The sequence below is a fragment of the Streptomyces spiramyceticus genome (assembly GCF_028807635.1).
Lineage (GTDB): Bacteria > Actinomycetota > Actinomycetes > Streptomycetales > Streptomycetaceae > Streptomyces > Streptomyces spiramyceticus.
Genome location: NZ_JARBAX010000002.1, coordinates 1,280,093 through 1,304,882, shown reverse-complemented (window position 1 = coordinate 1,304,882; position 24,790 = coordinate 1,280,093). Strand labels below are relative to the sequence as shown.

25 protein-coding genes and 2 pseudogenes are annotated in these 24,790 nt (G+C 71.1%); 13 read left to right on the top strand and 14 right to left on the bottom strand.

Annotated elements, in window-relative coordinates:
- Nucleotides 1–117: 117 nt before the first annotated feature.
- A complete protein-coding gene (locus PXH83_RS29280) occupies nt 118–1,098 on the bottom strand; it encodes an SCO0930 family lipoprotein (RefSeq protein WP_274564406.1) in 981 nt (326 codons plus the stop codon).
- Between the two features lie 447 nt (nt 1,099–1,545).
- On the bottom strand, nt 1,546–1,680 hold the full coding sequence (locus tag PXH83_RS29275; RefSeq protein WP_274565234.1) for a hypothetical protein: 135 nt from the start codon (nt 1,678–1,680) through the stop codon (nt 1,546–1,548).
- A gap of 224 nt (nt 1,681–1,904) precedes the next feature.
- On the opposite strand from PXH83_RS29275, the gene PXH83_RS29270 reads away from it, so the two are divergent.
- Entirely contained in the window at nt 1,905–2,669 is a 765-nt protein-coding gene (locus PXH83_RS29270) for a bestrophin-like domain (RefSeq protein WP_274564405.1), read from the top strand.
- Nucleotides 2,670–2,851: 182 nt separating this feature from the next.
- Nucleotides 2,852–3,394 (top strand): hypothetical protein, encoded by a 543-nt coding sequence (locus tag PXH83_RS29265; protein WP_274564404.1) that lies wholly within the window; start codon nt 2,852–2,854, stop codon nt 3,392–3,394.
- A gap of 130 nt (nt 3,395–3,524) precedes the next feature.
- On the opposite strand, the gene PXH83_RS29260 is transcribed toward PXH83_RS29265, so the two are convergent.
- Nucleotides 3,525–4,004 carry a hypothetical protein gene (locus PXH83_RS29260; RefSeq protein ID WP_274564403.1) on the bottom strand — a complete coding sequence of 160 codons (480 nt, stop codon included), beginning with the start codon at nt 4,002–4,004 and terminating at the stop codon, nt 3,525–3,527.
- A 312-nt stretch (nt 4,005–4,316) separates the two neighbouring features.
- Here PXH83_RS29260 and PXH83_RS29255 point away from each other — a divergent pair, with 312 nt between their 5' ends.
- Nucleotides 4,317–4,976: a class F sortase gene (locus PXH83_RS29255; protein WP_274564402.1), complete on the top strand. Its 660-nt coding sequence runs from the start codon at nt 4,317–4,319 to the stop codon at nt 4,974–4,976.
- 30 nt (nt 4,977–5,006) lie between these two features.
- Here PXH83_RS29255 and PXH83_RS29250 read toward each other — a convergent pair whose 3' ends face one another.
- Nucleotides 5,007–5,861, bottom strand: coding sequence for a polysaccharide deacetylase family protein (locus tag PXH83_RS29250; protein ID WP_274564401.1), 855 nt, complete (start codon nt 5,859–5,861; stop codon nt 5,007–5,009).
- 130 nt (nt 5,862–5,991) lie between these two features.
- On the opposite strand from PXH83_RS29250, the pseudogene PXH83_RS29245 reads away from it, so the two are divergent.
- Nucleotides 5,992–6,276, top strand: a pseudogene (locus tag PXH83_RS29245) (amino acid permease C-terminal domain-containing protein); the annotation flags it as partial.
- Nucleotides 6,277–6,365: 89 nt separating this feature from the next.
- On the opposite strand, the gene PXH83_RS29240 reads toward PXH83_RS29245, so the two are convergent.
- Nucleotides 6,366–7,532, bottom strand: a complete 1,167-nt coding sequence (locus PXH83_RS29240) for a CapA family protein (RefSeq protein ID WP_274564400.1) — start codon at nt 7,530–7,532, stop codon at nt 6,366–6,368.
- A gap of 290 nt (nt 7,533–7,822) precedes the next feature.
- On the opposite strand from PXH83_RS29240, the gene PXH83_RS29235 reads away from it, so the two are divergent.
- The gene (locus PXH83_RS29235) at nt 7,823–8,356 is read left to right on the top strand and encodes a sigma-70 family RNA polymerase sigma factor (protein ID WP_274564399.1); all 534 of its coding nucleotides are present in this window, start codon (nt 7,823–7,825) and stop codon (nt 8,354–8,356) included.
- Between the two features lie 236 nt (nt 8,357–8,592).
- Nucleotides 8,593–9,111 (top strand): hypothetical protein, encoded by a 519-nt coding sequence (locus PXH83_RS29230; protein ID WP_274564397.1) that lies wholly within the window; start codon nt 8,593–8,595, stop codon nt 9,109–9,111.
- On the opposite strand, the gene PXH83_RS29225 is transcribed toward PXH83_RS29230, so the two are convergent.
- From PXH83_RS29225 to PXH83_RS29210, 4 genes are all read right to left on the bottom strand, one after another.
- A complete protein-coding gene (locus tag PXH83_RS29225; protein WP_274564395.1) occupies nt 9,087–10,337 on the bottom strand; it encodes a histidine kinase in 1,251 nt (416 codons plus the stop codon). The genes PXH83_RS29230 and PXH83_RS29225 overlap by 25 nt on opposite strands.
- Nucleotides 10,334–12,079: a sodium/solute symporter gene (locus tag PXH83_RS29220; RefSeq protein WP_274564393.1), complete on the bottom strand. Its 1,746-nt coding sequence runs from the start codon at nt 12,077–12,079 to the stop codon at nt 10,334–10,336. The genes PXH83_RS29225 and PXH83_RS29220 overlap by 4 nt, the downstream gene beginning before the upstream one ends.
- Before the next feature lie 129 nt (nt 12,080–12,208).
- On the bottom strand, nt 12,209–12,595 hold the full coding sequence (locus PXH83_RS29215) for a hypothetical protein (RefSeq protein WP_214929216.1): 387 nt from the start codon (nt 12,593–12,595) through the stop codon (nt 12,209–12,211).
- Between the two features lie 47 nt (nt 12,596–12,642).
- Nucleotides 12,643–13,446, bottom strand: a complete 804-nt coding sequence (locus PXH83_RS29210; RefSeq protein WP_274564391.1) for a LytR/AlgR family response regulator transcription factor — start codon at nt 13,444–13,446, stop codon at nt 12,643–12,645.
- A gap of 140 nt (nt 13,447–13,586) precedes the next feature.
- Here PXH83_RS29210 and PXH83_RS29205 point away from each other — a divergent pair, with 140 nt between their 5' ends.
- The gene (locus tag PXH83_RS29205) at nt 13,587–14,276 is read left to right on the top strand and encodes a zf-HC2 domain-containing protein (protein ID WP_274564390.1); all 690 of its coding nucleotides are present in this window, start codon (nt 13,587–13,589) and stop codon (nt 14,274–14,276) included.
- A gap of 86 nt (nt 14,277–14,362) precedes the next feature.
- Here PXH83_RS29205 and PXH83_RS29200 read toward each other — a convergent pair whose 3' ends face one another.
- From PXH83_RS29200 to PXH83_RS29185, 4 genes are all read right to left on the bottom strand, one after another.
- A complete protein-coding gene (locus PXH83_RS29200) occupies nt 14,363–15,223 on the bottom strand; it encodes an Fpg/Nei family DNA glycosylase (RefSeq protein ID WP_274564388.1) in 861 nt (286 codons plus the stop codon).
- Between the two features lie 14 nt (nt 15,224–15,237).
- Nucleotides 15,238–16,581, bottom strand: a complete 1,344-nt coding sequence (locus tag PXH83_RS29195) for a wax ester/triacylglycerol synthase family O-acyltransferase (protein ID WP_274564386.1) — start codon at nt 16,579–16,581, stop codon at nt 15,238–15,240.
- A gap of 114 nt (nt 16,582–16,695) precedes the next feature.
- Entirely contained in the window at nt 16,696–18,762 is a 2,067-nt protein-coding gene (locus PXH83_RS29190; RefSeq protein WP_274564384.1) for a SpoIIE family protein phosphatase, read from the bottom strand.
- 50 nt (nt 18,763–18,812) lie between these two features.
- Complete coding sequence (locus PXH83_RS29185) at nt 18,813–19,667, bottom strand: DUF6777 domain-containing protein (protein WP_274564383.1); 855 nt, start codon at nt 19,665–19,667, stop codon at nt 18,813–18,815.
- A gap of 145 nt (nt 19,668–19,812) precedes the next feature.
- On the opposite strand from PXH83_RS29185, the gene PXH83_RS29180 reads away from it, so the two are divergent.
- The 6 genes and pseudogenes from PXH83_RS29180 to PXH83_RS29155 all read left to right on the top strand — a co-directional run bounded on the left by PXH83_RS29180 (nt 19,813) and on the right by PXH83_RS29155 (nt 24,371).
- Nucleotides 19,813–20,637: a YndJ family protein gene (locus PXH83_RS29180; RefSeq protein ID WP_274564381.1), complete on the top strand. Its 825-nt coding sequence runs from the start codon at nt 19,813–19,815 to the stop codon at nt 20,635–20,637.
- Entirely contained in the window at nt 20,634–21,140 is a 507-nt protein-coding gene (locus PXH83_RS29175; RefSeq protein WP_274564379.1) for a DUF1990 family protein, read from the top strand. Before PXH83_RS29180 ends, PXH83_RS29175 begins: the two co-directional genes overlap by 4 nt.
- Before the next feature lie 72 nt (nt 21,141–21,212).
- Complete coding sequence (locus tag PXH83_RS29170; protein WP_274564377.1) at nt 21,213–22,634, top strand: lipase maturation factor family protein; 1,422 nt, start codon at nt 21,213–21,215, stop codon at nt 22,632–22,634.
- Between the two features lie 72 nt (nt 22,635–22,706).
- Complete coding sequence (locus PXH83_RS29165) at nt 22,707–23,213, top strand: hypothetical protein (protein ID WP_274564376.1); 507 nt, start codon at nt 22,707–22,709, stop codon at nt 23,211–23,213.
- Between the two features lie 75 nt (nt 23,214–23,288).
- Nucleotides 23,289–23,486 (top strand): annotated as a pseudogene (locus PXH83_RS29160) (carotenoid oxygenase family protein); the annotation flags it as partial.
- Between the two features lie 99 nt (nt 23,487–23,585).
- A complete protein-coding gene (locus PXH83_RS29155; RefSeq protein WP_274565205.1) occupies nt 23,586–24,371 on the top strand; it encodes a winged helix-turn-helix transcriptional regulator in 786 nt (261 codons plus the stop codon).
- Here the strand turns inward: PXH83_RS29155 and PXH83_RS29150 are convergent.
- Nucleotides 24,310–24,492, bottom strand: a complete 183-nt coding sequence (locus PXH83_RS29150) for a hypothetical protein (RefSeq protein WP_274564375.1) — start codon at nt 24,490–24,492, stop codon at nt 24,310–24,312. The two genes, PXH83_RS29155 and PXH83_RS29150, sit on opposite strands and share 62 nt — an antisense overlap.
- Nucleotides 24,493–24,790: the final 298 nt, after the last annotated feature.

Here is a 24,790-nt window from a genome sequence, read left to right as displayed (position 1 = left end):
GGTCACACGCCGCAGGCATGTGCGGGCAACAGCGGCAGGCCCGCCCCTGCCGCGTGAAGCGGAGGGACGGGCCGACCGGGCCGGAACGCCGCAGCGTGGGGACGCTGCCGGATTGTTCTACTTGGGCGCTCCGACCAGCTTGCCCTCGGGCGAAACGGCGTACCAAGTGCCGCCCACGCCCTGGCCGTTGGTGTCACCCGGCTTCGCGTCGCCCGCGAAGGTGTAGACAGGCCAGCAGTCGATGGTCTGCTGCTTGATGCCGTCGGGGCGGTCGAAGACGACGAAGCCCTTCTTGAGTACGCCTTCGGTGTCGTTCTTCTCGACGGGCGGGACGACCGGCCACTTCTCCAGGCAGGCGCCGGTGCAGGCCGACTTCATCGGCCAGGCCGAGTCCTTCTTGAACCGGTAGACCGTCATGCCCTCGGAGTCGACGACGACGTCACCGAGCTTGGGGTCCTTGCGTACGGACATGCCCGCGAGGTCGGTGGGAGACCCCTCCTCGCCCGCGCCGGCCTCGGCGTCGCCGCCTGCCGCGCCCGGTGCGGCCTTCTTGCCGTCGGGGGCGGAGGCGAACCAAGTGCCCCCGACGCCCTGACCCTTGGCGTCGCCCGGCTTGGCGTCCTTGGCGAAGCGGTACATGGGCCAGCCGCCGATGGTGAGCTGGGCGGTGCCGTCGGGCCTGGCGACCTCGCCGATGAGCGACGCGTCGGTGCCGGCGGCGGCCTTGACGTCGCCCGCGGGCACGACCGGCCACGCCTTCGCACAGTCGCCGTCGCAATTCGACTTCGGCGGCTCGGCGGTGTCCTTGTCGAACCTGTAGAGCGTGAACCCCCCGCTGTCGGTGAGGACCTTCCCGAGCTTCTTGCTGTCCCAGACCGCGAGTTGTCCCGCGGCCTTGGGTGCGGCCTGTTCGCCGGAGTCTTCGCCGTACCCCGTGTCCGAGCCGTAGCCGCTGTCCGCGGGCTGCTGCGCCGGGTTGGCGTTGCCCACGGACTGGCCGTTGGGGGACTGGTCGGCCGTGTCCTGACCGCACGCCGTCGTCAGCGCCATCACAGCCGCCGCCGTCACCGCGAGCGAGGCGTTCCGCCAGGTCTTCATGTGAACTCCTGTGTACCGAAGGTTGATTGCGGCGCTGCAGTGCGTCGCTTCATGGCCCTAGGTACGGGCAGGGTGTGCGCCCGTGTTCAACGCGTCCCGAAGAAATTTCCAAACTCCTTCGCAAACGTGTTCGCCGACAGCCGTCCGTATCAAACGCAAATCGCCGAAAGTCCCACCCATCAGGGGAATCGGTCGCTTCCGTTGCGTGCGGCACGCATCGCTGGACCATGCTCCCCGACGTGCACCCTCGCCTCCTTGGACGCCTGCTGGCCGCTGCCACCCTGACCGGCCTGCTGCTGAGCCCCTTACCGGCCGCGGCCGACGACTGTGCGTACGCCTCGATCTCGCAGCCCGCCGGCGCTGAACTGTCGTCGGGCTCGGCGGTAGCTGTGGGCGGCAGTGCGGTCTGCACGGCGGGCCCGAAGCCCGAGCCGCCGCCCAAACCGGCTACGACGCCCCCGCCTCCCCCACCGCCGCCTCCTCCTCCACCGCCACCGCCACCGCCACCGCCGCCACCGCCGGTCGCCGAGCCCGTACGCCCGGAGCCGCCACCACCGCCGCCTCCACCGCCCCCACCGGCACCGCCACCACCCCCCAGCCCGACTCCCAGCCCCACGCCCACCCCGTCCCTCCGGCTGAAACCGCCCTCCCCCGCCCCGGTCGCCATCCCCGTCTACCGGAAGGCCACCCGTAAGGAGCCCAGGGGCGGCCCGTCCCTCGTGTCGCTCACGCTCCTGGTCACGGCCCCCGCGGTGTTCGCCGCCGCCGTGCTCCGCCCCCGATCCCGCTAGCTGACAGAGGTTCACGTGTCGGAATGGCTTGTTCTGAGCATTGCGATGGCGTCCGCGTGCGCGGTCGTCCTCACCATCACCGTCATCAATCACCGCCGCGTCGGCGACAACGACGACCCCTCGGAGACCCCGGACGTCATCGAGTACATGACGATGATGATCGGCGTGGTCTACGCGATCGTGCTGGGCCTGGCCATCGCCGGCGTCTGGGAGGGCCGCACCGCCGCCCAGGATTCCGTACGGCAGGAGGCCCAGGCCCTGCACGAGGTGAGCGCCCGCTCCGAGGTCTACCCCGCCGAGGTCCGCGACCGTATCCGCGCCGACGTCGACGCGTACGTCTCGTACGTCATCCACACCGAGTGGAATCACATGTCCGAACAGGGAACCCTCAGCGAACGCGGCGCCGAACTCCTGGACAAACTGCGCCGCGACGTCACCGACTACAAGCCCAGGACCGACCACGAGGGCCAGGCCTATCAGCCGCTGGTCGACCAGGTGGCCGCCGTGGACGACGCCCGGGGCGCGCGCGGACAGGGCGCGAGCGCCACCATGCCGGGCGTCGTCTGGTTCGGCCTCATCATCGGAGCGCTGGTCGCCGTCGGCCTGGTCTTCACCCTCCAGATCCGCCGCACCGGACGGGAACTGCTCCTGGCCGGCCTCTACAGCGCGCTCATCGCCTTCCTGCTCTTCCTCATCTGGGACTTCGACGCCCCCTTCGGCCGCGGCATTTCAGCCACCGCCGGGCCCTTCATGGACCTCTTCCCGGACGCGACCAAGTGATGAAATCCCAGGGATGGCGGGGTCGGCTGTGGGCTGAGTGGGGGACACCATTGCCCCATTCGCACGACTGTGTTCGCGCGCCTCCACCACTACTCCTAGCGTTCCGGGTATCGAGGTGCAATTTCCTGCCATGAGTGGATAAAGGTTCCGCCGCTGCTCCTCGGAGACCGGAGGATTTGACCATGCGCGCGATAACGCTCGCGTCGGCCGCCGCGCTCGGCGTTGCCGCTCTCTCGCTCGGCGCCCCTGGCGCCTCGGCCGCCGACGCCAAGGGCACCGCAGTGATCGGCACCGCCACCCCGTCCACCATCGCCGCCGGCGGACAAGTCAGATTGACCGTCACCGGCTGCAATTCGCCCGCCACGGTGACGTCCGGGGTGTTCGACACCACCACCATCCCCGTCGGGGGATCGGCCACCGCCACGGTCGACTGGGACGCCAAACGTGGCGCCGTCTACACGGTGACGTACAGCTGTACCAAGGGGACGGACACGTCCGACCTCACCATCGCCGGTGGCGCCACGTCCACGCCCACACCGTCGGCCACGCGCACGATCAGCGCCACCACCACCCCCGTCCCGACCCGGCCCGCCCGCGGCGGTACCGGCGGCAGCGTCGGAGGGATGGACACCGGGGAGATCGTCGCCGGTGCGGCGCTCGTTGTCGCTGCTGCGGGAGGTGTGGTCTACGTACTGCGCCGACGGAGCAACAGCCGGCAGACCTGACCGCTCGGCAGAATAACCGCCTCCGCTTCACACGTCCGTCGCCCCGCGTCCTCACAGGGACTCGGGGCGACGGACGTTTCTGCGTGCTGCCCGGAAGACCGGGAAGATCCGAAAGAGAGAGTACGCGCTGTCAGGAGCCGTGGTTGTTCATGCGGCGACGGCGCATGATGAAGATTCCGCCGCCGATGGCAGCCGTACCGACGAGGGCAGCGCCGACCGCCATTTCCGTGTCGGACGGATTGAGCGATCCGCCCAGACCGCCCTGCGCGCCGCGGGCCGCGAGGACGGTGTACTGATGCGTTGCCGTCAACGGATTGTCATTGCACTTGACGGCCAGGTTGTAGTGCCCCGGAGTGGCGTTGTGCCGGATCTTGGCAGTGGCGTACCCCGTGGCGCCCGCCGAGAGACGGGCCGTCGGGAAGGCGTTGGACGTCACGGTGCCGCCGTGGGTGCAGCCGGCGGCGCTGACCGTCATCCTGCCGCCCTGGTGGACCGAGAACGGGTTGACATTGACGTTGCCCGGGCCGCTGCTGGCAACAGCCGCCGGAGCTGCGAGTCCGACCGCCGCGCAAGCCGCCACGGTCGCCGCGAAAGCGCGTGAAGCACGCATCGTAGAACCTCCCATGGGACGGCGCCCCGGAGCGGTGCTCCGGGAAGATCGACGAGAACGCGTCCCATGACGAACACTCACTGCGCCTCGCAACCAGCGCATTTCGGGACTGGTCCACCCCGGTGAGGCGACACGCCGGTGCAAAGCACCCTGATCTGACGGAGTCGCAGGTCACAGACCGTCAGATACTTTTGTACGACGAGCCACCCGGATGGGTCACTGAAGGCCGCCACGCCACCCGTTCGCCCCTCACACCTCGCCGCTCCCACGTCCCGCACTTAGCGTCCGTACAGACGCGACGAAGGGAGCACCATGGGCCAGCAGTACAGCGGCTCGGATCCGAGGAAGCGCTCGCCGTGGGGGGTCCTGGCCCTGGTCATGCTCACCGGCCTCGCGCTCATGCGGAACGGCGCCGACGTATCGCTCGGCCCCCCGCAGCCGGCCTCGGCCGCCGCGCTCAAGAGCATTCCCGACGCCGCCGCCACACCGGCGGCGCCGGCCGCTGTCCGGCCTCTGCCGTACGCCCCGGCCTCACGGGTCCGCGTCCCCGTCATCCAGGTCGACGCCCCGATCGTCGACGTGGGGCTCGACGCGGAGGGCTGGATCGACGCACCGCACGCCCAGGACCCGAACCTGGCGGGCTGGTACCAGAACGGCATCTCCCCCGGCCAGCGAGGCACCTCGGTCATCACCGGCCATGTCGACAACGACTCGGGTCCCGCGGTCTTCTTCGGTCTCGGCTCGCTGGAAAAGGGCAACCGGGTCGAGGTGATCCGCTACGACGGCCGCACCGCCGTGTTCGAGGTCTACGGCGTCCAGGTGTACTCGAAGGAGAACTTCCCGGGCGCCCACGTGTACGGGGACACCGGGCACCCGGAACTGCGGCTGATCACCTGCGGCGGCGGCTATTCGAGGGCGACCGGTTACGCCGGCAATGTCGTCGCCTTCGCCCGCCTGGTCGCCACCCGCTGACGGGCGGCGACCAGGGCGGGGGGCTGGTCGTCACATCCGGGGCATCGGGTTGGGCACCGCGATCCGGTACCCCGCGTCGAGCAGCCACGGCAGATACGTGCGCAGGGCCGCCACGCTCTGCGCACGGTAGCCGCCGGCGTCGTGCGACAGCACCACCACACCGGGACCGGCACCCTCGCGCACCCGGCGGACGATCGTGCCGGTGCCGGGCTCGCGCCAGTCCAGGGTGTCGAGGCTCCAGCCGAGCGGTTCCATGCCGAGCTCCGCAGCGATCTCGAACGAACTGCGGCTCCACGCTCCGTACGGTGCGCGGTACCAGGCCGGGGCATACCCGACGGCCCGCTCGATCACCTCGCTGGTACGCCCCAGCTCGTCGCGGATGGCGTCGCGCGAGAGCCTCGGGATCAGCGGATGGGACCAGGTGTGGTTGCCGACGACATGCCCGTCTTCGGCCATCTCCCGCAGCAAGTCCCGGTGCACGTCTGCCATTTCGCCGCATACGAAGAACATCGCGCGCACGTCGTAATGGCGCAGCGTGCTGAGGATGCCCGGCGTGAAGCGCGGGTCGGGACCATCGTCGAAGGTCAGGACCATGCTGTGGCCGAGCCCGGCCAACCGCAGGAACGGCCGTTGCCGCACGAGCGAACGGGCGGGCCGGAATCTGGGCGGCGCGTGCGCCGTCATGGGCTGCAGCCGGTACGACGAGACCCTGACCGGCGCACCGGCCTGGGGGCCCGCGGCCCGGGGCGGCCCTCCGGAGGAGGGAGGGCCGCCCGGCGGCTGGGCCTGGTCAGGGCTCAGCGCCCGCAGGACGGTGACGGCTCCGAAGCAGGCGGCGAGGCGCAGTACCACTCTGCGCCCCGGTAGCATCTCATCCTTTTTCATGACTAATAGCTCGCACGGCCTCAGCCCCCGGCGGCCGACCAACACCGGCAACGGATGACGAAGTACCCAATGGGCGTACGGAACCCGTTCTTCCCGTTCGGGTCGGCGGGGCCTTCACGGGTGCGGCGACCCGGTCTGGGTGACCTGGATCGTCGGCGTCGCGTCGGCGGTGATCGCCGGGTTCCTGCCGATCGGCGAAGCGGCCGAACTGACCAATATCGGGATCCTGTTGGCGTTCGTCGTGGTGTGCATCGCCATGATCTTGCTGCGGTACAGGCAGCCGGACCTGTCGCGCACCTTCCGCTGCCCCGGGATGCCGTTCGTTCCGGCGATCGGGGTGGTGTTCTCGATCTGGCTGATCACGTTCCTGAACTGGGAGGCGCGGGCCCGCTTCGCGGTGTGGTTCGCGGTCGGAGCTGGCGAAGACGCCGCCCGGGGCTCAGGTGCGCAGCGAGGAGTAGGAGCGGACAGGAGTGGGCCGGGGCCGTGGGCCGGGGCCGCCCGCTATTCGCCCATGAGCAGGCCTGCTTCGGCGGCGTCCCGACTGAGGACGACCTGGCGGATGGTGTCCCGTACGGCCGTGTGGTCGGCGCCGCGGCCGATCGCGGCGTTGAGGTTCACCGTCCGGCCCGCGTCCGTGTCGAACCACTGCGGTATGAACTCCGCCTTCCGCACCTCCCAGCGCTGCCCGGACCGTTCGGGCGGTGCGAAGGTGAAGCGGCCGATGGTGCCCTGGTTGCCGCGGGGGTCGTGGGCGCCCGTGTAGTTGATCATCGGGCCGGCGATCTGGTCGCCCATGCCGTAGATGATCCAGGTGCCGTTGACCTTCTCGTACGCCTGCGGGACATGCGCGTGCGTGCCGAGGATCAGGTCGATGTCGGGGCGGCCACCGGTCTGCGACGCGGTGAGCGCCCTGCCCAGCCGCAGCTGCTGGTCGTCGGGGGCGTCCTGCCACTCCGTGCCCCAGTGCAGCGAGACCAGCACGACGTCGGCGCCCTCCTTCCTGGCAGCCCGCGCGTCGGCGACTATCTTGCGCTCGTCCATCAGGTTCACCGCCCAGGGCCGGTCTTCGGGCAGCGGGTACCCGTTGGTGCCGTGGGTGTACGAGAGCTGGGCGACCTTGGCGGTGCCCGCATCCAGCCATGCGGGCTGCCGGGACTCGGCCTCGGTGCGGGCGGAGCCCGCGTGCTTGACGCCTGCCTTGTCGAGCGCGCCGAGGGTCCTTTCTATGCCGGCAGTGCCCGCGTCCAGGGTGTGGTTGGACGCGGTGGAGCAGGCGTCGTAGCCGGTGGCCCGGAGGCCCGCGGCCACCTCGGGCGGGGACTGGAAGTTGGGGTAGCCGGTGTACGGGCCGCCGTCCGGGCCGTACACCGTCTCCATGTGGCATATCGCGAGATCGGCCTCGGAGACGACCGGCTTGGCGCCGGACAGCATCGGCCGGAAGTCGTAGCCGCTGCCGCCCGCGTCCCGTACGGCCTGGCGGATGATCGAGGCGTGCGGGAGTACGTCGCCCGATGCGACGAGGGTGAAACCGCGCTCCTTTGCGAACGCGCCTGCCGCCGAGGGGGCCGAGCCCTGGTGCGTGGCCGCGTTGTGTCCTGTGCAGGCTGTCGCACTTCCGATCAGCAGCACGGTCACGGCCGCCGCCCCTTGCAGCTTTCGCTTCATCATCTGACCGACTTCCACCGTTGGGGATAGTCATACAAATGAACCCATAAGAGTGGTCAGCCGCATTTCAGGGGACACCGCTGTCGCTCGATCAGGTGGCCGGATACGGCCGGATGCCGCACGGTGCGGGGGACCGTTCGGCGTGCCGCTCGTCGCACCGTTCGACCGCTCACCGCACGCCCTTGCCGCCCGTTCGAACGCCGCGTGCAGCACAGCCGCAATCACGCCAGGTGGCGGATACCTTCGCGGCCGTCCGGCCAACGGCCACCCGGTCTCCCGAAGGAGTGTCAACGGTGACTTCCTCCCTCAAGCAGCACACCGACGAGCGGGCGCTCGCCGACCTTCAGCGCGAGCATGGCAAGGCGCTCTTCAGCTTCCTTCTCGGCCTCACCTACGGGGACAGGCAGCGGGCGGAGGACCTGCTCCAGGAGACCCTGGTACGGGCCTGGCAGCATCCCGAGGCGCTGGCGAGCGGACACGATTCGATGCGCCCGTGGCTGTTCACGGTGGGCCGCAGGCTGGCGATCGACGCCCGGCGTGCACGCCGTTCCCGGCCGTACGAGGTCGGCGCCGACGCACTGGAGCACTCGGCCCTCCCCGACGACCACGCGGAACGCTCAGTGACCGCACTCGATGTGCGCGAGGCCGTCAGGACGCTGCGCGGCGCCCATCGCGAAGTGCTGACGCAGGTCTATTTCCGCGGCCGGTCGGTCGCGGAGGCTTCCGAGGCGCTCGGCATACCGGCCGGCACCGTCAAGTCCCGTACGTGCTACGCGCTGCGCGCGCTCAGGAAGGCGTTGCACGGCTACGGGCTCGACACCTCCTGAGCCCCCCTCGTCCCGCCCGCACCGCAGGTCAATTCTTCTCCCTCCCGCACCCGTGCAGACCAGGCCGAATTCGAAACCACAGCGCCAAGTTGAGTAAAGACCCCACGCTGTGCGTGTCTGAGAGTGAAAGCTCGGCGATGCCCCGAAAACACAGAACAGATCCGTCCGGGAGAAGGTGGAGTGCTGTGCTGCCCGAGAGTACGAATGGCACCAGCGGAGACAGGCTTGCGGTACCGATGGCTTGGCTGTACGCCGAGTACATCGGCGACGAGCTGCTCCGCACGGGCAATCTGATTCCGCCCGGCACGCTCGAGTTCCGGGCGGGTCGGGAAACGCTGGCGCTCACCATCTACCTGTCCGACAGCTCGGACGAGTTGTCCGGCATCCGCGTCGTGGCCGGCCTGGACGAGTGGCTCTCGCTCACCACGTACGGCCATCCCTGGGAGAAGTGGGTACGGGAAAGGCTCGCCGACCGCATGGCCCGCGCCGACGGCCGCAAGACGCTCGACCCCGACCTGGAACTGGCCCTGGTGTCATGGCGGTGGCTGAACGACACCGAACTGCTCGCCGCCGACCTCGGCGGGGCGCTCCCCGCGCCCCGGGCGCGGGAACTCGCGGAGGATCCCGGGAACGATCCCGGCGAAGGTCCCGGAGACGGCCCCGGGGAGGACCTCGTGGACGAGAGCGAGAAGGTGTGGATGCCCGCCTGGCAGTTGGGGCTGCCGCTCGGTCATCTCGCCATCCACCTCTTCTGATGCTGATCCGGCTCGCGCCCGGCGGGCGCCGACGAGTGCACGCCCGCGCGGTACTTGGGGAATCGCAACGTGATCTTCATGCCCGCGCCGACGCCCGTCTCGATGACGAGTCCGTATTCGTCCCCGTACACCTGGCGCAGCCGGTCGTCGACATTGGAGAGGCCGATGCCGGACGAGGTGGTGTGCTCGCCCGCGAGGATCCGGCGCAGCCGCTCCGGGTCCATGCCGACGCCGTTGTCCTCGATGATCACCATGGCCTCGGAGCCCGCGTCCTGCGCGGCGATGGTGACCTTGAACTCGTCCCGGGAGTCTTCGAGCCCGTGCTTGACGGCGTTCTCGACGAGCGGCTGGAGGCAGAGGAAGGGCAACGCCACCGGCAGCACCTCGGGGGCGACCTGGAGCGTCACCTTGAGGCGGTCGCCGAAGCGGGCGCCCGCCAGCGCCAGGTACTGCTCGATGGAGCGCAGTTCGTCGGCGAGGTTGGTGAAGTCGCCGTGCCTGCGGAAGGAGTAGCGGGTGAAGTCGGCGAACTCCAGGAGGAGTTCGCGGGCACGCTCGGGGTCGGTGCGTACGAACGAGGCGATCGCGGCGAGCGAGTTGAAGATGAAATGCGGCGATATCTGGGCACGCAGGGCGCGGATCTCCGCCTCGACGATCCGGGTCCGCGAGCGGTCGAGCTCCGCCAGTTCCAGTTGAACGGACACCCAGCGGGCCACCTCGGTGGCGGCCCTGACCAGTACGGCCGATTCCCGTGACCCGTACGCGACGAGCGCGCCCAGCACGCCCTCCTCGCCGGTCAGCGGCGCGATCACCGCCCAGCGCAGCGGGCACTGGAGGTCGTCGCAGTCCGTGCGTACGCTCTGGCTCCGCCCCGAGTCGAGCATCTCCCGTACGCGGCGCATCACCGGCTCCCGGTGATGGCCGACACCCGGCCCGTCCCAGGCGAGCACCGTCTCGCGGTCGGTGAGGCAGAGCGCCTCGGTGCCGAGCAGGGAGCGCAGCCGGCGGGCGGCCTTGCGGGCCGTGTCCTCGGTGAGGCCCGCGCGCAGCGGGGGTGCGGCCAGCGACGCGGTGTGCAGGGTCTGGAAGGTGGCGCGCTCGACGGGCGTACCGAGGTCGAGGTCCTCGCCTCGCCCGTGCCGGGCGGTGACGCGGCCCAGGACGATGCCGACGGCGAGGAGTACGGCGCCGGCGGCGGCCAACGCCGCGATTTCGATCCCGGTCATCGTTCCCCATTCACGCTCAGGCCCGTGTCGGCCTTCGCCATCAATTCCTCGGGCAGGTGAAGTCTGGCCAGGGTGGCGGCCGTCCCGGCAGGTATACGGTCGCGGGTCGCCAGCGACACCAGCACCATCGTCAGGAAGCCGAGCGGCACCGACCAGACGGCGGGCCAGGCCAGCAGCGAGTGCGACCAGCCGCCTGCGGGCAGCCCCGCCCTCGTCGTCATCACCGCGGTCAGCGCGGCCCCGCCGCCGACGACCAGGCCGGCCACCGCGCCCGGCGGGGTGAGTCCCCGCCACCAGATGCCGAGGACGAGCAGCGGGCAGAAGGAGGAGGCGGAGACGGCGAAGGCGAGGCCCACGGCGTCGGCCACCGGCACATTGACGGTCACGATGCTCAGCGCGAGCGGCACCGCCATGGCGAGGACGGTCGCGAGCCTGAAGTGGCGCACCCCGCGCGCCGGGAGGACGTCCTGGGTGAGCACGCCCGCGACCGACATGGTCAGCCCGGAGGCGGTCGACAGGAACGCCGCGAACGCCCCGCCCGCGAGCAGCGCCCCCAGCAGGTCGCCGCCGACGCCGCCGATGATCCGGTCGGGCAGGACCAGAACGGCGGCGTCCGCCTCCCCGGTGAGGGACAGCTCGGGCGCGTAGATCCGGCCGAGCGCTCCGTAGACCGGCGGCAGCAGGTAGAACGCTCCGACCAGGCCGAGTACGACAAGGGTGGTGCGGCGGGCCGCGGTGCCGTTGGGGCTGGTGTAGAAGCGCACGGCGACGTGCGGCAGCCCCATCGTGCCGAGGAAAGTGGCGAGGATCAGCCCGTACGTCGCGTACAGCGGGTGCTCCTCGCGGCTGCTGGCCAGCGGCTGCGACCAGCTGGACGCCCCCGCCCCCTCGGCGGCGGCCTTCTCCGGGACCTGGGCGTCGGCGGGGAAGCCGAGGGTCGTGCCCGCGCCGATGAGATGGACGCCGGCGTCGAGGCCGAGCGGCTGCCGGTGGTAGCGCCGGTCGTCGACGCTGCCGGTCACGGTGACGCGCAGCGGCCGGTCGAGGTCGATCCGTACGGTGTCGTCGATCGTCACGACCGTGTGCTCACGGAAGGTCGCGGGCTCCGCAAACCGTGCGCGCGGGGCGTCGTCCCCCAGCCAGGCGACGACGAGGAAGAGGGCGGGGACGAGCAGTGCGGTGAGCTTGAGCCAGTACTGGAAGGCCTGCACGAAGGTGATGCTGCGCATCCCGCCCGCCGCCACCGCCCCGGTCACGACGACCGCGACGACCAGTCCGCCGACCCAGTCGGGTGCGCCGGTGAGTATCTCCAGGGTCAGGCCGGCGCCCTGGAGCTGGGGCAGCAGGTAGAGCCAGCCGATGCCGACGACGAAAAGGCTGGCGAGCCTGCGGACCTGCGGCGATTCGAGCCTCGCCTCGGCGAAGTCGGAGAGCGTGTACGCCCCGGAGCGGCGCAGCGGGGCTGCGACGAGGACGAGGAGGACGAGATAGCCGGCGGTGTAGCCGACCGGGTACCAGAGCATTTCGGGGCCCTGGAGGAGGACGAGTCCGGCGACGCCGAGGAAGGAGGCGGCGGAGAGGTATTCGCCGCTGATGGCGGCGGCGTTGAGGCCGGGCTTGACACTGCGGGAGGCGACGTAGAAGTCGGAGGTGGTACGGGATATGCGCAGGCCGAGGGCGCCGATGAGCACGGTGGCGAGCACGACGACGGTGACGGCGGCCACCGCGTACGCCTGGTTCACTCGACGCCACCCCGCGAAGACTGTCCGGCGGAGCGGCCCGCCCGGTCCGGCCGGAGGGCAGGGACTTGCCGGGGCTTTACTCCGGGAACTTGCCGGGGCTTCACTCCGGGAAGGCCCAGCATCGTCCGGTCACCGCCCTTCGACCAGCTTGCTGAACGCGCGCTCGTTGCGCTCCGCGCGCCGGACCTGCCATCGGGCGATCAGCCACATGACGGGGTAGACGGCCACGCCGAGCGCCGCCCAGACGAAGGGCGCGGGCGACGGCAGGTCGGAGCCGGTGAAGACCTGCGGCAGCGCGAACAGCAGCGGCAGCGAGCCGACGAGCAGTACCAGGGCACCGAGCGAGATCGCGGCCGTGCGCAGCTGACTGCGCATCAGGGATCGGACGTACGTCGCGCCCAGCGTCGTCTGCTCCGTGATCTCGGACCGTGCCGGGGCGTGGCCGGGCGGCCGCCGCCGGGCGCTGCGGGGCACTCCGGTGACGATTTCGCGGCGGGGCTGCGGCTCTGCGGACATCGCCGGGAGTCTATGCAGCGGCACCCGGCGTGGGTAGAGGCAGCTGGTCAGCCGCTCGCGGTCGGGGTACCTCCCGTGCCCTTGGGGCGGCTGCGGGGGAGCATCAGCAGGTCGCGGAGCTCGCGGGCGTGGCGGCGGCTCACCGCGAGTTCGGCTTCGCCGACCCGTACGCTCGTTGCCCCCGCGTCCAGCCGCAGTTCGTCGATGCGGGCCAGGGCGACGAGGTGGCGGCGGTGTATCCGGACGAAGCCGCGGGCGGCCCAGCGCTCCTCCAGGGTGGAGAGCGGGATGCGCACGAGGTGGCTGCCGGCGGGCGTGTGGAGGCGGGCGTAGTCGCCCTGGGCCTCGACGTACGCGATGTCGTCGATCGGGATGAAGCGGGTTACTCCACCCAGTTCGACGGGGATGTGGTCAACGGTGCCTGGCTGCGGTGGCAGGGCCGGCGCTGGAGCCCGTGCCGATTCCACCTGGTCGCAGACGCGGCGTACGGCCTCGGCGAGTCGCTCCCTGCGGACCGGCTTGAGGACGTAGTCGACGGCCTTGAGGTCGAAGGCCTGGACGGCGAACCCCTCGTGGGCGGTGACGAAGACGATGAGCGGCGGCCTGGCGAATCCGGCGAGCAGCCTGGCGACATCGAGTCCGGTGAGCCCGGCCATGTGGATGTCGAGGAAGACGACGTCGATGGCGTCGTCGCCGTCGGGGCCCGCGTCGAGCGCGCGGTTGATCCGGCGCAGTGTCTCGGTGGCGTCGGTGGCCCCTTCCGCGCTGCGGACCCGGGGATCGGCGCGCAGCAGGTAGAGGAGCTCCTCCAGCGCCGGTCGTTCGTCGTCGACAGCCAGTGCACGCAACATGGTGCGGAGTTTAGGAGACGTGTCCGGCAACCGGCACCTGAGCAGAAACGCGCTCATTTCCGTACCTGAGGACGACTGGGCCCGATACGCCCGCCACACCCCCCATGAACCACGCGACCCACCCCACAAGGAACTGACTCATGAGCCCGAAGCAGCGGCATCGGGACGTCGGCGCGTACGCGCTCGGTGTCCTCGATCCAGCGGATTCGTTCCGTTTCGAGGAACACCTGGCCGACTGCGCCACCTGCGCCGTACGGCTCAGTGAGTTCGCCGGACTCGAATCGGCGCTGGCCGCGTTCGCGCACCCTGCCGGCGCCCACGGCGTCCTCCTGCCGGAGCCGCCCAGGCCCACGCTGCTCAACCAGCTGCTGGACGCGATCGAGACGGGGCGGCGGCGCAGTGGCAGGCGCCGTTTGCGGCTGATCTCCGCGGCGGCGGCGCTGATCATCGCCGCACCGGTGGCGGTGCTGGGCCTTCAGACCCAGGATCCCGGGGATGATTCGGTACGCCGGTACGCCGCCACGGACCCGGCAACGGGCGTCTCGGCAACCGTCGCACTCCAGGAGCGGGGCTGGGGGTCGGGGGTCGGCCTCGAACTGGCGCGGGTGAAGGGCCCTTTGACGTGCAAGCTCGTAGCGGTCGGCAAGGACGGCAAGGAGCAGACGGTCACCACGTGGGCGGTGCCCGCCGGCGGTTACGGCTTCCCGGACACCAGGGGCCACGAGGATCCACTGCGCACGGAGGGCGGCGCCGCGCTGCACGGCGCCGAGATAGACCGCTTCGAGGTGCGCACACTGGACGGGATGCGCCTGGTCACGATCGAAGCGTGAGCGGGCCCGGACCGGGGCCCGGGCGTCGGGCTCTCGGGACCGGGCGAGCGGGCGTTCGCGCGGGCTGGGTATTACTTGACCGGGTGTTACTTGAGCAGCCTCGACAGCCGACGGTCCGCGAGTGGCTTGCCGCCCGTCTGGCACGTCGGGCAGTACTGCAGCGACGAGTCGCTGAAGGACACTTCCCGGATGGTGTCGCCGCAGACCGGGCACGGTTCGCCGGTCCGGCCGTGGACCCTCAGTCCGCTCTTCTTCTCCGCCTTCAGCCGGCCCGCGGCGAGCCCGTGCGAGCGCTCGACCGCCTCCGCCAGCGTGGTGCGCATCGCCTCGTACAGCGTCGTGATCTCGTCCTCGGTGAGGTTCGCGACGGGCCTGAACGGGGACATCTTCGCGGCGTGCAGGATCTCGTCGCTGTACGCGTTGCCGATCCCGGCGATGAGGCTCTGGTCGCGCAACGCGCCCTTGAGCTGGCGCCGTTCACCGTCGAGCAGCGCCGCGAAGTCGGCGCGGCCGAAGTCCTCGGCCAGCGGGTCCGGGCCCAGCCGTGCGATGCCGGGTACGTCGGCGGGGTCGCGTACGACGTACACGGCGAGGCTCTTCTTCGTGCCCGCCTCGGTGAGGTCGAAGCCCGCCCCGCCGGTGAGGGCGACGCGCAGGGCCAGGGGGCCTTTGCCGGGGCGGGGCGGGGCGGCCGGCAGTTCGTCCTTCCAGTGGAGCCAGCCCGCGCGGGCCAGGTGTGTCACCAGGTGCAGGCCGCCCGCGCCGATGTCGAGGAACTTGCCGTGCCGGGCGACGGCGGTGACGGTGGCGCCCTCCAGCGCGGAGAGCGGCGGGTCGTACGTCTTGAGGACGCTGACAGCGACCGGGAGGACCCGGGCGATCTCCCGTCGGACCAAGTGCGCGTCGAGGAACTCTCGCAGTGCTTCCACTTCCGGCAGCTCAGGCATGTTTCCAGCGTGCCTCAGCCGGTGGCGGCTCGCAGGAGTGCGGCCAGCTCGTCGTTCATGCTCCCGGCCAGCCGGTCCAGGTCGGGCACCGCCTTGGCGTCGGCGACGAGGCCGACGTGCACCTGCCCGCCGTACGTCGACAGGGCGACGGCCAGGGACTGGCCGCGAGCCAGCGGCGCCATCGGGTAGATCTGGCGCAGCGGGCTGCCGCCCAGCGAGAGCGTCGAGCGGGGCAGCGGCACACTCGTGACGAGGACGTCGAAGAGCAACCGGGCCGCACTGCCCGCGATCGGGGCGCCGAACCGGTGCGCGAGCGGCGGGAGTTGATCGGCGAGTACGGCGACCGCTCCGGCGCCGCGCCCCGGCCCCTGGGCCTTGTTGCGGTCCATGGCGGCGCGGACCGAGGTGAGCCGCGCCCAGGCGTCCGGCTCGGAGACGGGCAGCCCGAGGAGGTAGGCGGAGAGTTTGTTGCCGGAGCCCGCCGGGCTGCCGGGCCGGCGCCGGGACACGGGCACCAGGGCACGCGGGTCCGCGCCGGGCAGCGGCTCGCCGCGCTCCAGCATCCAGCGGCGCAGGGCGCCCGCGACGACGGCGAGCAGCACGTCGTTGGCCGTGCCTCCCGCCACCCTGCGGATCTTGAGTACGTCGTCGAGGCCGAGCACGGCGGTGCCGAGCCGCCGCGTTCCGCTGGAGCCGGCCGCGAGGGCCCCGGCTCCCCACAGGTCGAGTCGGCTGGCCCGGAGCACGTCCGCGCCGATGCCGACGGCCCGGCCCACCTCCTCGATGCGGTCGCGGGCGAAGCCGACGACCTGGCGCGGGCCCGCCAGCCAGGACCGTGGCGGCACGCTGCGCTCGCGGCGGGCACCGGCGGCGCGGGCGCCCGCGATCTGGTCGAAGATTCCGGCGCCGATGGCGACGGCGCGCATGCCGTCGGCCAGGGCGTGGTGGAGTTTGACGAGGACGGCGAAGGGGCCGGGGGCGGTGCCGCCCGTGAGGACGTACATCTCCCAGGGCGGCAGGCCGCGTTCGAGCGGCTGTTCCATCAGTTCCCCGGCGATGTGGGTGGCGTGGGCGGCGAAGTCGCCGTCGGGGAGCCGGATCTGCCGGACGTGGCGGCGTACGTCGAAGTCCTTGGCCGTGGACCAGGCCGCGCCGCCGACAGGCAGCAGGACGTCGCGTACGCGCATTTTCAGCCGGGGAATCGCGGCGGCGCGCTCGGCGAGGAGCGCAGCGACCGTGTCGGCATCGGCGTCGGCATGGCCCTCGAAGAGGGCGAGCGCGCCGAGGTGCATCGGGTGCTCGGTGGATTCGAGGTGCCAGAACGCCAGGTCAAGAGGTGCCAGAAGCTCGGTGCTCAAGGAGCCCTCACGTCATTGGAGGCGAGTGGGAGAGCGCAGTCAATCCCGAACGATCGGTTACGGTCAAGTACGTCCGCAACACACACCGTTACCGAACGGTACGGTCAGGTCTGCTCAGTGCCGCTCAGGCACCACGAACTCGCACCAGACGCACTTGCCGTTTCCCCTCGACTCCACGCCCCACACGTCCGCCAGCCGGTCGACCAGCATCAGCCCCCGCCCCGAGACGCCCGCCTCCCCCGCCTCCCGGCGGCGTGGCAGAACACTGGAGCGGTCGTCCACCTCGACGCGCAGCCTGCGCTGCGCCCCGGTCAGCACCCGGGCCGTGATGACAGCTCCGCCGTCCGTGTGCAGCAGCGCGTTGGTCATCAGCTCGTCCGCGGCCAGCTCGATCTCGTCCGAGCGCTCCCGCGCACCCCAGGCCCGTACCGCCGCCCGGATCATGTGCCGCGCGGAGCTCAGCGCCTCGGGATCGTTCTGCGCGACATGCTGCTGGAGGCGCCCGCCGGTCTGCGGCAGGTCCGCGCCCTTGCGGCGCAGGAGCAGCAGCGCCACATCGTCCTCGCCGCCCCGCTCGTCGACGACCTCGCAGAGCTTGTCGGCGAGCTGCTGGAGGTCGCGCGGCCCGGTGCGGACCATGGCGGACAGCATCTGCATGCCGTCGTCGAGATCGGCGCCCGGCTGTTCCACCAGGCCGTCGGTGCACAGCAGCAGGGTCTGGCCCGGGTCGAGTTCGATGGTGGTGACGGGGTATTCGAGCTGCCCGAACTCGGCGGAGAGGCCGAGCGGCATGCCGCCCTCGACGGGCAGCCTGCGGCAGCTGCCGTCGGCGAGCCGCAGCAGCGGGTCGATGTGCCCTGCGCGGACGAGCTGGACAACGCCGGTGCTCAGGTCGGCCTCGGCGTACGTACAGGTGGCGAAGCGTTCGGTGTCCAGCTCGTCCAGGAACACCGAGGCGCGGGCCATGACGGTGGCGGGGGTGTGCCCCTCGGCGGCGTAGGCCCGCAGCACGATGCGCAGCTGCCCCATGACGGCGGCGGCGTGCGTGTCATGACCCTGTACGTCGCCGATGACCGCGCCGACCCGGCCGCCGGGCAGCGGGATGACGTCGTACCAGTCACCGCCGATGTCGCGGCCGAGGCGGGCGGAGCGGTAGCGGACCGCGATCTGCGCCCCGGGGACGGCGGGGATACGGCGCGGCAGCATCGCCTGCTGCAGCCCTGCCGCCAGGTCCTTGTCCTGCTCGAAGAGCATGGCCCGCTGGATGCTCTGCGCGATGCTGCTGCCGAGGGCGATCAGCACATTGCGCTCGTCGGCGGTGAAGCCCGTCCTGTCGCTGTAGAGGAGGCCGATCGCGCCGATGGGGCGGGCCTGGGCGATCAGCGGCAGGTAGGCGGCGGAGGTGATGCCGAGACCCTTGATGTGCGGCCACAGAATCGGGTAGGAGTCGGCGAAGTCCTCCGCCGACTCGATGAAACGGGGCCTGAGGGTACGGACCACCTCGCTCATCGGGTACTGCTCGTCGATCCGGGTGTAGCGGGTGCCCGGCACGAAGGAACCGTAGGGGCCGTCGGCGACGAGATGGATGCGGCCCGCCTCGACCAGGCCCACCACCAGACTGGCGGCGCCGAGGTTCTCCAGGCCCTGGGAGTCATTGAGTACGTCGATGACGTCCTGCACGGTGCGCGCGTGCGCGAGGGCGGCCGTGGTGCCCTGTACGACGCTGGTCCTGCGGCGGCGGTCCGCGTCCTGTTCGACGCGGGCGGTCGAGTCGGCGAGCTCCTGGGTGGCGTCGCGGACGATGCCGATGATGCGGCGGGGGCGGCCGGTGCTGTCACGGCCGATGGAGCCCTGGGTGTGGCTCCATCGCAGGCCCCCCTCGCGGGTGCGTATGCGGAAGTAGGCACCGTAGGTGGAACTGCCGTTCTTGAGCGCTTCGGCGACGAGCGCGTCGAGCCGGGCACCCTCGCTCGGCGTCACACGTGACGCGAGGTCCTCCGGACGGCCGCTGTATTCGTCGTGAGCCATGTCGAACACATCGAGAGCAGCCTCGTCCATGTACAGCAGTCCGCTGTCCAGATCCCAGTCGAAACAGCCCATGCGATTGAGGGCCATGCTCAGATCCGGGTGGGCGGGCCAGTCGTCCGGAAGCGAAAGGGAGCTCACTTCCCGATCAACCATGCTGCCACCTTGCCATCATTTGCCCGATTCCTCGACCGGATCGGAGCCGTTCAGGAGGCGCCGTCGCCGCCCGGCGGAGGAGGCAGTACGTCGTTCGAGGGCGGTGGTGGGATCGGCCCCGCGTCGGATGTCCTGTCCTGGCGGCAGTCGTCGCCCGCCTTGCGCTCGATCCAGGTGTTGCTGACGACGTCGACGATCATCAGGACGTCGATCGGCTGCGTCACGGGCTTGACGACCGCGACCCGGTCGGGCCGGTATCCCGGCCACGGCTGCCCCCGGTGCATCACCTTTCCTGTGCCGCTGGTGGGCGGAAGCAGCGGGTTTCCGCAGGCGCACCGCACGCGCGGCGCCCCGTGGGCGTCGACGAGCACCGCGGTGCCGGCCTGGAGTACGGCCTGGAAACCGGTGGCGGTGCCGCTGGTGTAGCCATGATTCGTCACGCGGGCATCGGCGCGCAGGACGACCGGGGTGAGGCCGCGCAGGTAGCCGGGGACGCCATTGGGGTCTACGCCGCTCACCTGGGCGAAGACGCGGCGCCTGGCGGAGTCCTCGGTGAGGAAGTGGATTTGCCGCTCGACATCGCAGCTGGCGACGGAGTGCGTGCCGCCGTACAGGCCGGGTGTCGAACCGGGGATGCTGCTCAGCTCCTGCGCCACGGGCGACGTACTGCTCACCGGGCTCGGATTCCTGTCCGTGCTCGGCGCCGGGACGGTTTCGGCGCTCTTCCTGGCCGTCGACTCCGTGAAGGGGTCGGGGCCCGGTGCCGCGGCCGGCTGGAGGATCACCTCCTGCGGTGCCATCGCGTCGTCGGCGCTCCTGCCGTTCCCGCCGCCGCATCCGGCGGCGGCGAGTCCGGCGGCCACGACCGCGGCGGCCAGGGCAGGCCGACGTCTGGGTGAGCGCACAACGAACTCCCGAATCGTTGCCCCGAGCCGTCGCGTCCCCCAATTGTCTGCCGCACCCCGGCACACCTCGCGACTTGAACGCGTTCAAATGAAGCCGTAAGGTCATCCTCGCCACTTGAACGTGTTCAAATCTGGGGGGTTCGCGATGTCCGCACTGGTCAACCTGATCGTGATGCTCGGCATGCTCGTCGTCGTGCCCATGGGCCTGCGCCTGATCGGCTCGCCCCGTCTCGCCCGCATCACGCGCCTCTGGCCGCTGCTCGCGGTGCCCGGAGCCGTCGCCCTGTGGCTGCCGCGCGGCGGGACCGCGACCGCGCTCGCCGTCGTGTACGCGCTGGGCACGCTAGCCCTCGCGCTGCACGCCCCGCCACGGCTCGCCCGTACGCGCTCGCTCGCCCCGGCCGAGATCGCCGTGCTCACCGCGCTCGTGACGCCGTCGGTCGCGGGGCTCGCGCTCGTCGCGGAACGGTCGGGCCACGAGCTGTTCGGCTTCGACCTGGAGATCCTGGCGCTCACCGTGCCGCATTTCCACTTCGCCGGTTTCGCGGCGGCGCTGGTGGCCGGGCTCGTCTGCCGGGCGGTCCCCGGCCGGCCCGCCGGCCGCTTCGCCGCGCTGAGCGTGCCGCTCGGCACGCTGCTCGTCCTCGCCGGGTACTTCATCGACGACTGGGCCGAACTGGCGGGGGCGCTCGTACTGACCGCGGGCATGTGGGCGGTCGCCCTGCTGACGTGGCAGGACGTACGCGACGATCGGCAGGACCGGACCACGAGGGCGCTGCTCGCCGTCTCGGCGACCGTACTCGTCGCGACCATGCTGCTCGCCCTGAGCTGGGCGCTCGGCGAGGCAACCGGAATCCCGCACCCCACCCTGACCTGGATGGCCGCGACCCACGGCCTGGGAAACGCCCTCGGCTTCGCACTCTGCGCGGTGCTGGCCTGGCGACGACTCAAGGAGACGACAACAGCATGAGCACCCTCAACTACCCCGAGGTCGGCGGCACCCGCCAGAGCGTTCTGCCCGCCGGGTACAACCACCTCCACCACCGCACCCGGATCGGCACCGGCCGCCCGGCCTTCGAAGCGGCGGGTGCGGCAGTGACCACCTGGCGACTGCACCGGGAGTCGGGCGTACGGGTGCGTGCCGACGCGGTACGGGCCGAGCCGGGCGCGGCCGTCGAGTGCGCGATCGGCGTGGGGCCGCTGCGGGTCGCGGCGCCGTGCGAGGTGGTCTGGACGGCGTACGAGACGGACAGGACGGGGTTCGCCTACGGGACGACCGGGGGCCATCCGGAGTGCGGCGAGGAGTCGTTCGTCGTCGAGCTGGCGGACGACGGGACGGTGTGGTTCACGGTCACCGCGTTCAGCAGGCCGGGGCGGTGGTACACGCGGCTGGCGGGGCCCATCGTGCCTGTTTGCCAACGCTGGTACGCGCGACGGCTGGGCGCGACGCTGCGGCGGATCGCGGCGGGGTAGGGGGTGCGGGCGGCTGCCCGGGAACAAGCCCGCCGCAGGCGCCCGCACCCCCACGCCCCGATACTTGAGGCAATGGAGTGGTTCACCGCACCCGACTACTGGCTGAGCCGCCTGGTCTTCCAGCGGGCTCTCGCCGCCGTGTACCTCGTCGCCTTCCTCGGCGCAGCCCTCCAGTTCCGCGCGCTCATCGGCGCCAACGGCATCCTGCCTGTGCCCGCCTACCTCCAGCGCGTGCCGTGGCGTGCTGCGCCCACACTCTTCCGCCTCCACTACTCCGACCGCTTCTTCGCGGCCTGCGCCTGGACGGGCTGCCTGCTCGCGGCCGCGCTCGCCGCAGGCGCGGCCGATGAACTGCCACTGTGGACAGCGATGCTGATGTGGGCGGCGCTGTGGGGGCTGTACCTGTCCATCGTCAACGTCGGGCAGACCTGGTACGGCTTCGGCTGGGAGTCCCTGCTCCTGGAGGCCGGATTCCTGGCCGTCTTCCTCGGCAACGAGCGCACCGCCCCGCCCGTCCTGGTGCTGTGGCTGATCCGCTGGCTGCTCTTCCGCGTCGAGTTCGGCGCCGGGCTGATCAAATGGCGGGGCGATCGCTGCTGGCGGGACCTGACCTGCCTGTACTACCACCACGAAACTCAGCCGATGCCGGGCCCGCTGAGCTGGTTCTTCCACCATCTGCCCAAGCTCTTCCACCGGATCGAGGTCGCCGCCAACCACGTGACCCAACTCCTCGTCCCGGTCCTCCTCTTCACTCCTCAGCCGGTCGCGAGCGTGGCAGCCTGCCTGATTGTCGTGACGCAGTTGTGGCTGGTCCTGTCCGGCAATTTCGCCTGGCTGAACTGGCTGACGATCGTCCTCGCCCTGTCCGCGATCGACGGCTCCTTCATCGCCGATCCGCCCGCCCTCCCGGCCTCCCCGCTCTGGTACGAAGTGCTGGTCATCGCCGTCACAGCACTGCTGCTCGGGCTCAGTTACCGGCCCGCCCGCAATCTGCTCTCGCGGCACCAGGCCATGAACCGCTCGTACGATCCGTTCCATCTGGTCAATACGTACGGCGCCTTCGGCAGCATCAGCCGCGTCCGCCACGAGATCGTCGTCGAGGGTACGGACGAACCGGTGGTCCACGCCGGAACGGTGTGGCGCGAGTACGGCTTCAAGGGCAAGCCGGGCGATCCGCTGCGGCTGCCGCGCCAGTTCGCGCCGTATCATCTGCGGCTCGACTGGATGGTGTGGTTCGCGGCGCTCTCTCCGGCGTACGCGCACTCGTGGTTCGGCCCGTTCGTCGAACGGCTGCTGACGGGTGATCCGGCGACCCTGCGGCTGCTGCGCGAGAACCCCTTCCCCGACGCCCCGCCGACCCACATCCGGGCCCGCGTCTATCGGTACCGCTACACGACGTGGGACGAGTTGCGGGCCACGCACGCCTGGTGGCACCGCACGCTCGTACGCGACTTCCTGCCCCCGGTGGCTCTTGCCGGGAGGGTGGTCAAGTAACTCTGCTTATTCAAGTAACTCTGCCTATTGTGGTTTCCGTCGCGTGAAGCCGCGTGCGGATTTGGGGTGCCCATGACGGCCGGAGCCTTCGTTGCGGCCACCGGTGACGGGCCGGAGCCCGCCGTGCCTGCCCGGGAGCGGGCCGCCGAGGTCCGGGTGGCGTTCGAGGGGCTGCTCCAGATCCGGCGCCTGACGAATACGGAGGCCGACGCCCCCGAGGCGGTTCCGGCCGCCTGGGAGCTCAACCAGCCGGTGCGTTCGGTGGCCCTGGCGCTGGAGGCGGCGGGCATCACTCCCTCCGCCGTCGACGCGGACGGGCGCCGGAGCGCGACCGGGTACCGCGTCGGGCCCGGCGAGCAGCCGGGGACGGCCCGGGTCGAGTGGGTCGGGCCGCCGGGCGGGGGCGCCGCGCAGGAGGAACAGGACACGTTGACGAAGTGCGCGGCCGCGCTGGGGCGGGCGGGTTGGACGGCGCTGCTGTACCGGGGACCACGGCGGCGGCGCTTCCTTGAGGTCGAACCGGCGCGGACGCCCACGACAGGCACAGCTACGGAGGGGGACCACACCCATGGACGTTGAGATCGTCGGACGCGCCCTGTCGACCCCGCTTCCTGGCGCTGGAGCGGATGGAGACGACGCTGCACCGCTGGCGGCGTCGTCAAGCACGATCTGCACACCGGGAGGGAGGAGAGGTACGCGTACGGCGACGGGGTTTTCGGCAGCGAGACGACGATGGTCCCGCGCGCGAACAGCACCGCCGAGGACGACGGCTACCTCGTTGCGCTCACGACCGACATGAACGCCGACCGCTCCGAGTGCCTGGTCCTCGACGCGGCACGCCCGGCCGACGGTCCTCTCGCCCCGTGTACGGCTGCCCGAGCGGATCTCCAGCGGTACGCATGCGGCCTGGGCGCCCGGTTCCGCGCTCCCGGGCTGGTACGCGGCCTGACAGTGAACGACGCGGCGACGCCGACGCCGGCCCCGACCCCGCTTCCCGCAGGCGGGCCGAACGCCATCGCGGTCGCTTTCGGCCTGCTGGGCGACGAGTGGGCGCTGCTGATCCTGTGGTACGCCCATCAGGGCGTACGCCGCTACCAGGACGGGCGGGGGCTGCTGCCCATCTCCGATGCCGTACTCGCGGCCCGCCTGGCCCGGCTGACCGAGGAGCGGCTCCTCGACCGTGTCGCGTACCAGGACCGGCCTGTGCGGTACGAGTACCGGCTCACCCGGCGAGGCCGGGAAATCTGGCCGGTTCTGGTCGCCGTCCGGGGCTGGGAGTACCGCTGGGCGGGTGACCACCGGGAGCCGTCGGCACGGATGCGGCACAGTACCTGCGGTCGGCGCATGGAGCCGGTCATGGTCTGCGACGGGTGCGGTGACCCCGTACAGCCGCGCGACATCGGCAGCACGCTCGGCCCGAGCGGTGACGACGGCCGCTCCATCCCCTCGGCGGCGACCCGCAGGCGCAGCGCGGCAGTGCCGCCGGAGGGAGCGGCGGGCCTGCGGGGAGTGCGGTGGGCGGCTTGCCGAGCGGGACCTGCTGGTGGAGGCGACGCGGCAGCCGGTGTGACGCAGGCGCCGGGCGGCGCACGTGCCGGGTCCCCCGGCCCGCCTCACGGCGTGCGCGGGGGACCCGGTCTTACTCGTCTCGCTCGGTTTCGCCCGGCGGTCCCGCTCAGTCGATACCCGGCAGAATGTGCGGCTCGGCCAGGTCGTCTTCGTACCCGGCCAGTCTGATCGGGGCGGAGCGGGACCAGACTTCGAGGCTGCCGAGCTCGTCGGGCCGACGGCGTCGGGGCTCACCGGCCTGTTCGCCACGTTCGTGTCGCTTGTCCTGCTTTGTAACCTCTGGCGTCACCGCGCACTCCTTTGTGTCGCGTAACCCGTCGGACGAGTCGCCGCGGCCTTGGCCGGCGGGCGACCGGCACCCAACGGGTCCGGAATATTGGGGCAGTTCGGTCGCGGTGGCGCCGTTTACTCACACTGGAGTGGCCTTGGTTGGGCTGTCCGTGACCAACAGAGTACCCATATGAGCGGGGTTCCGCTCGATGGATTCCGTCACATTTCGGCCTTCCGCCCTTCGTGCCCCGTTCAGCCGGAAGCCGAGCCCCACGTGATCTGCTCGGAGGCACAGATGCTCACGCTTCGGGGAGGAA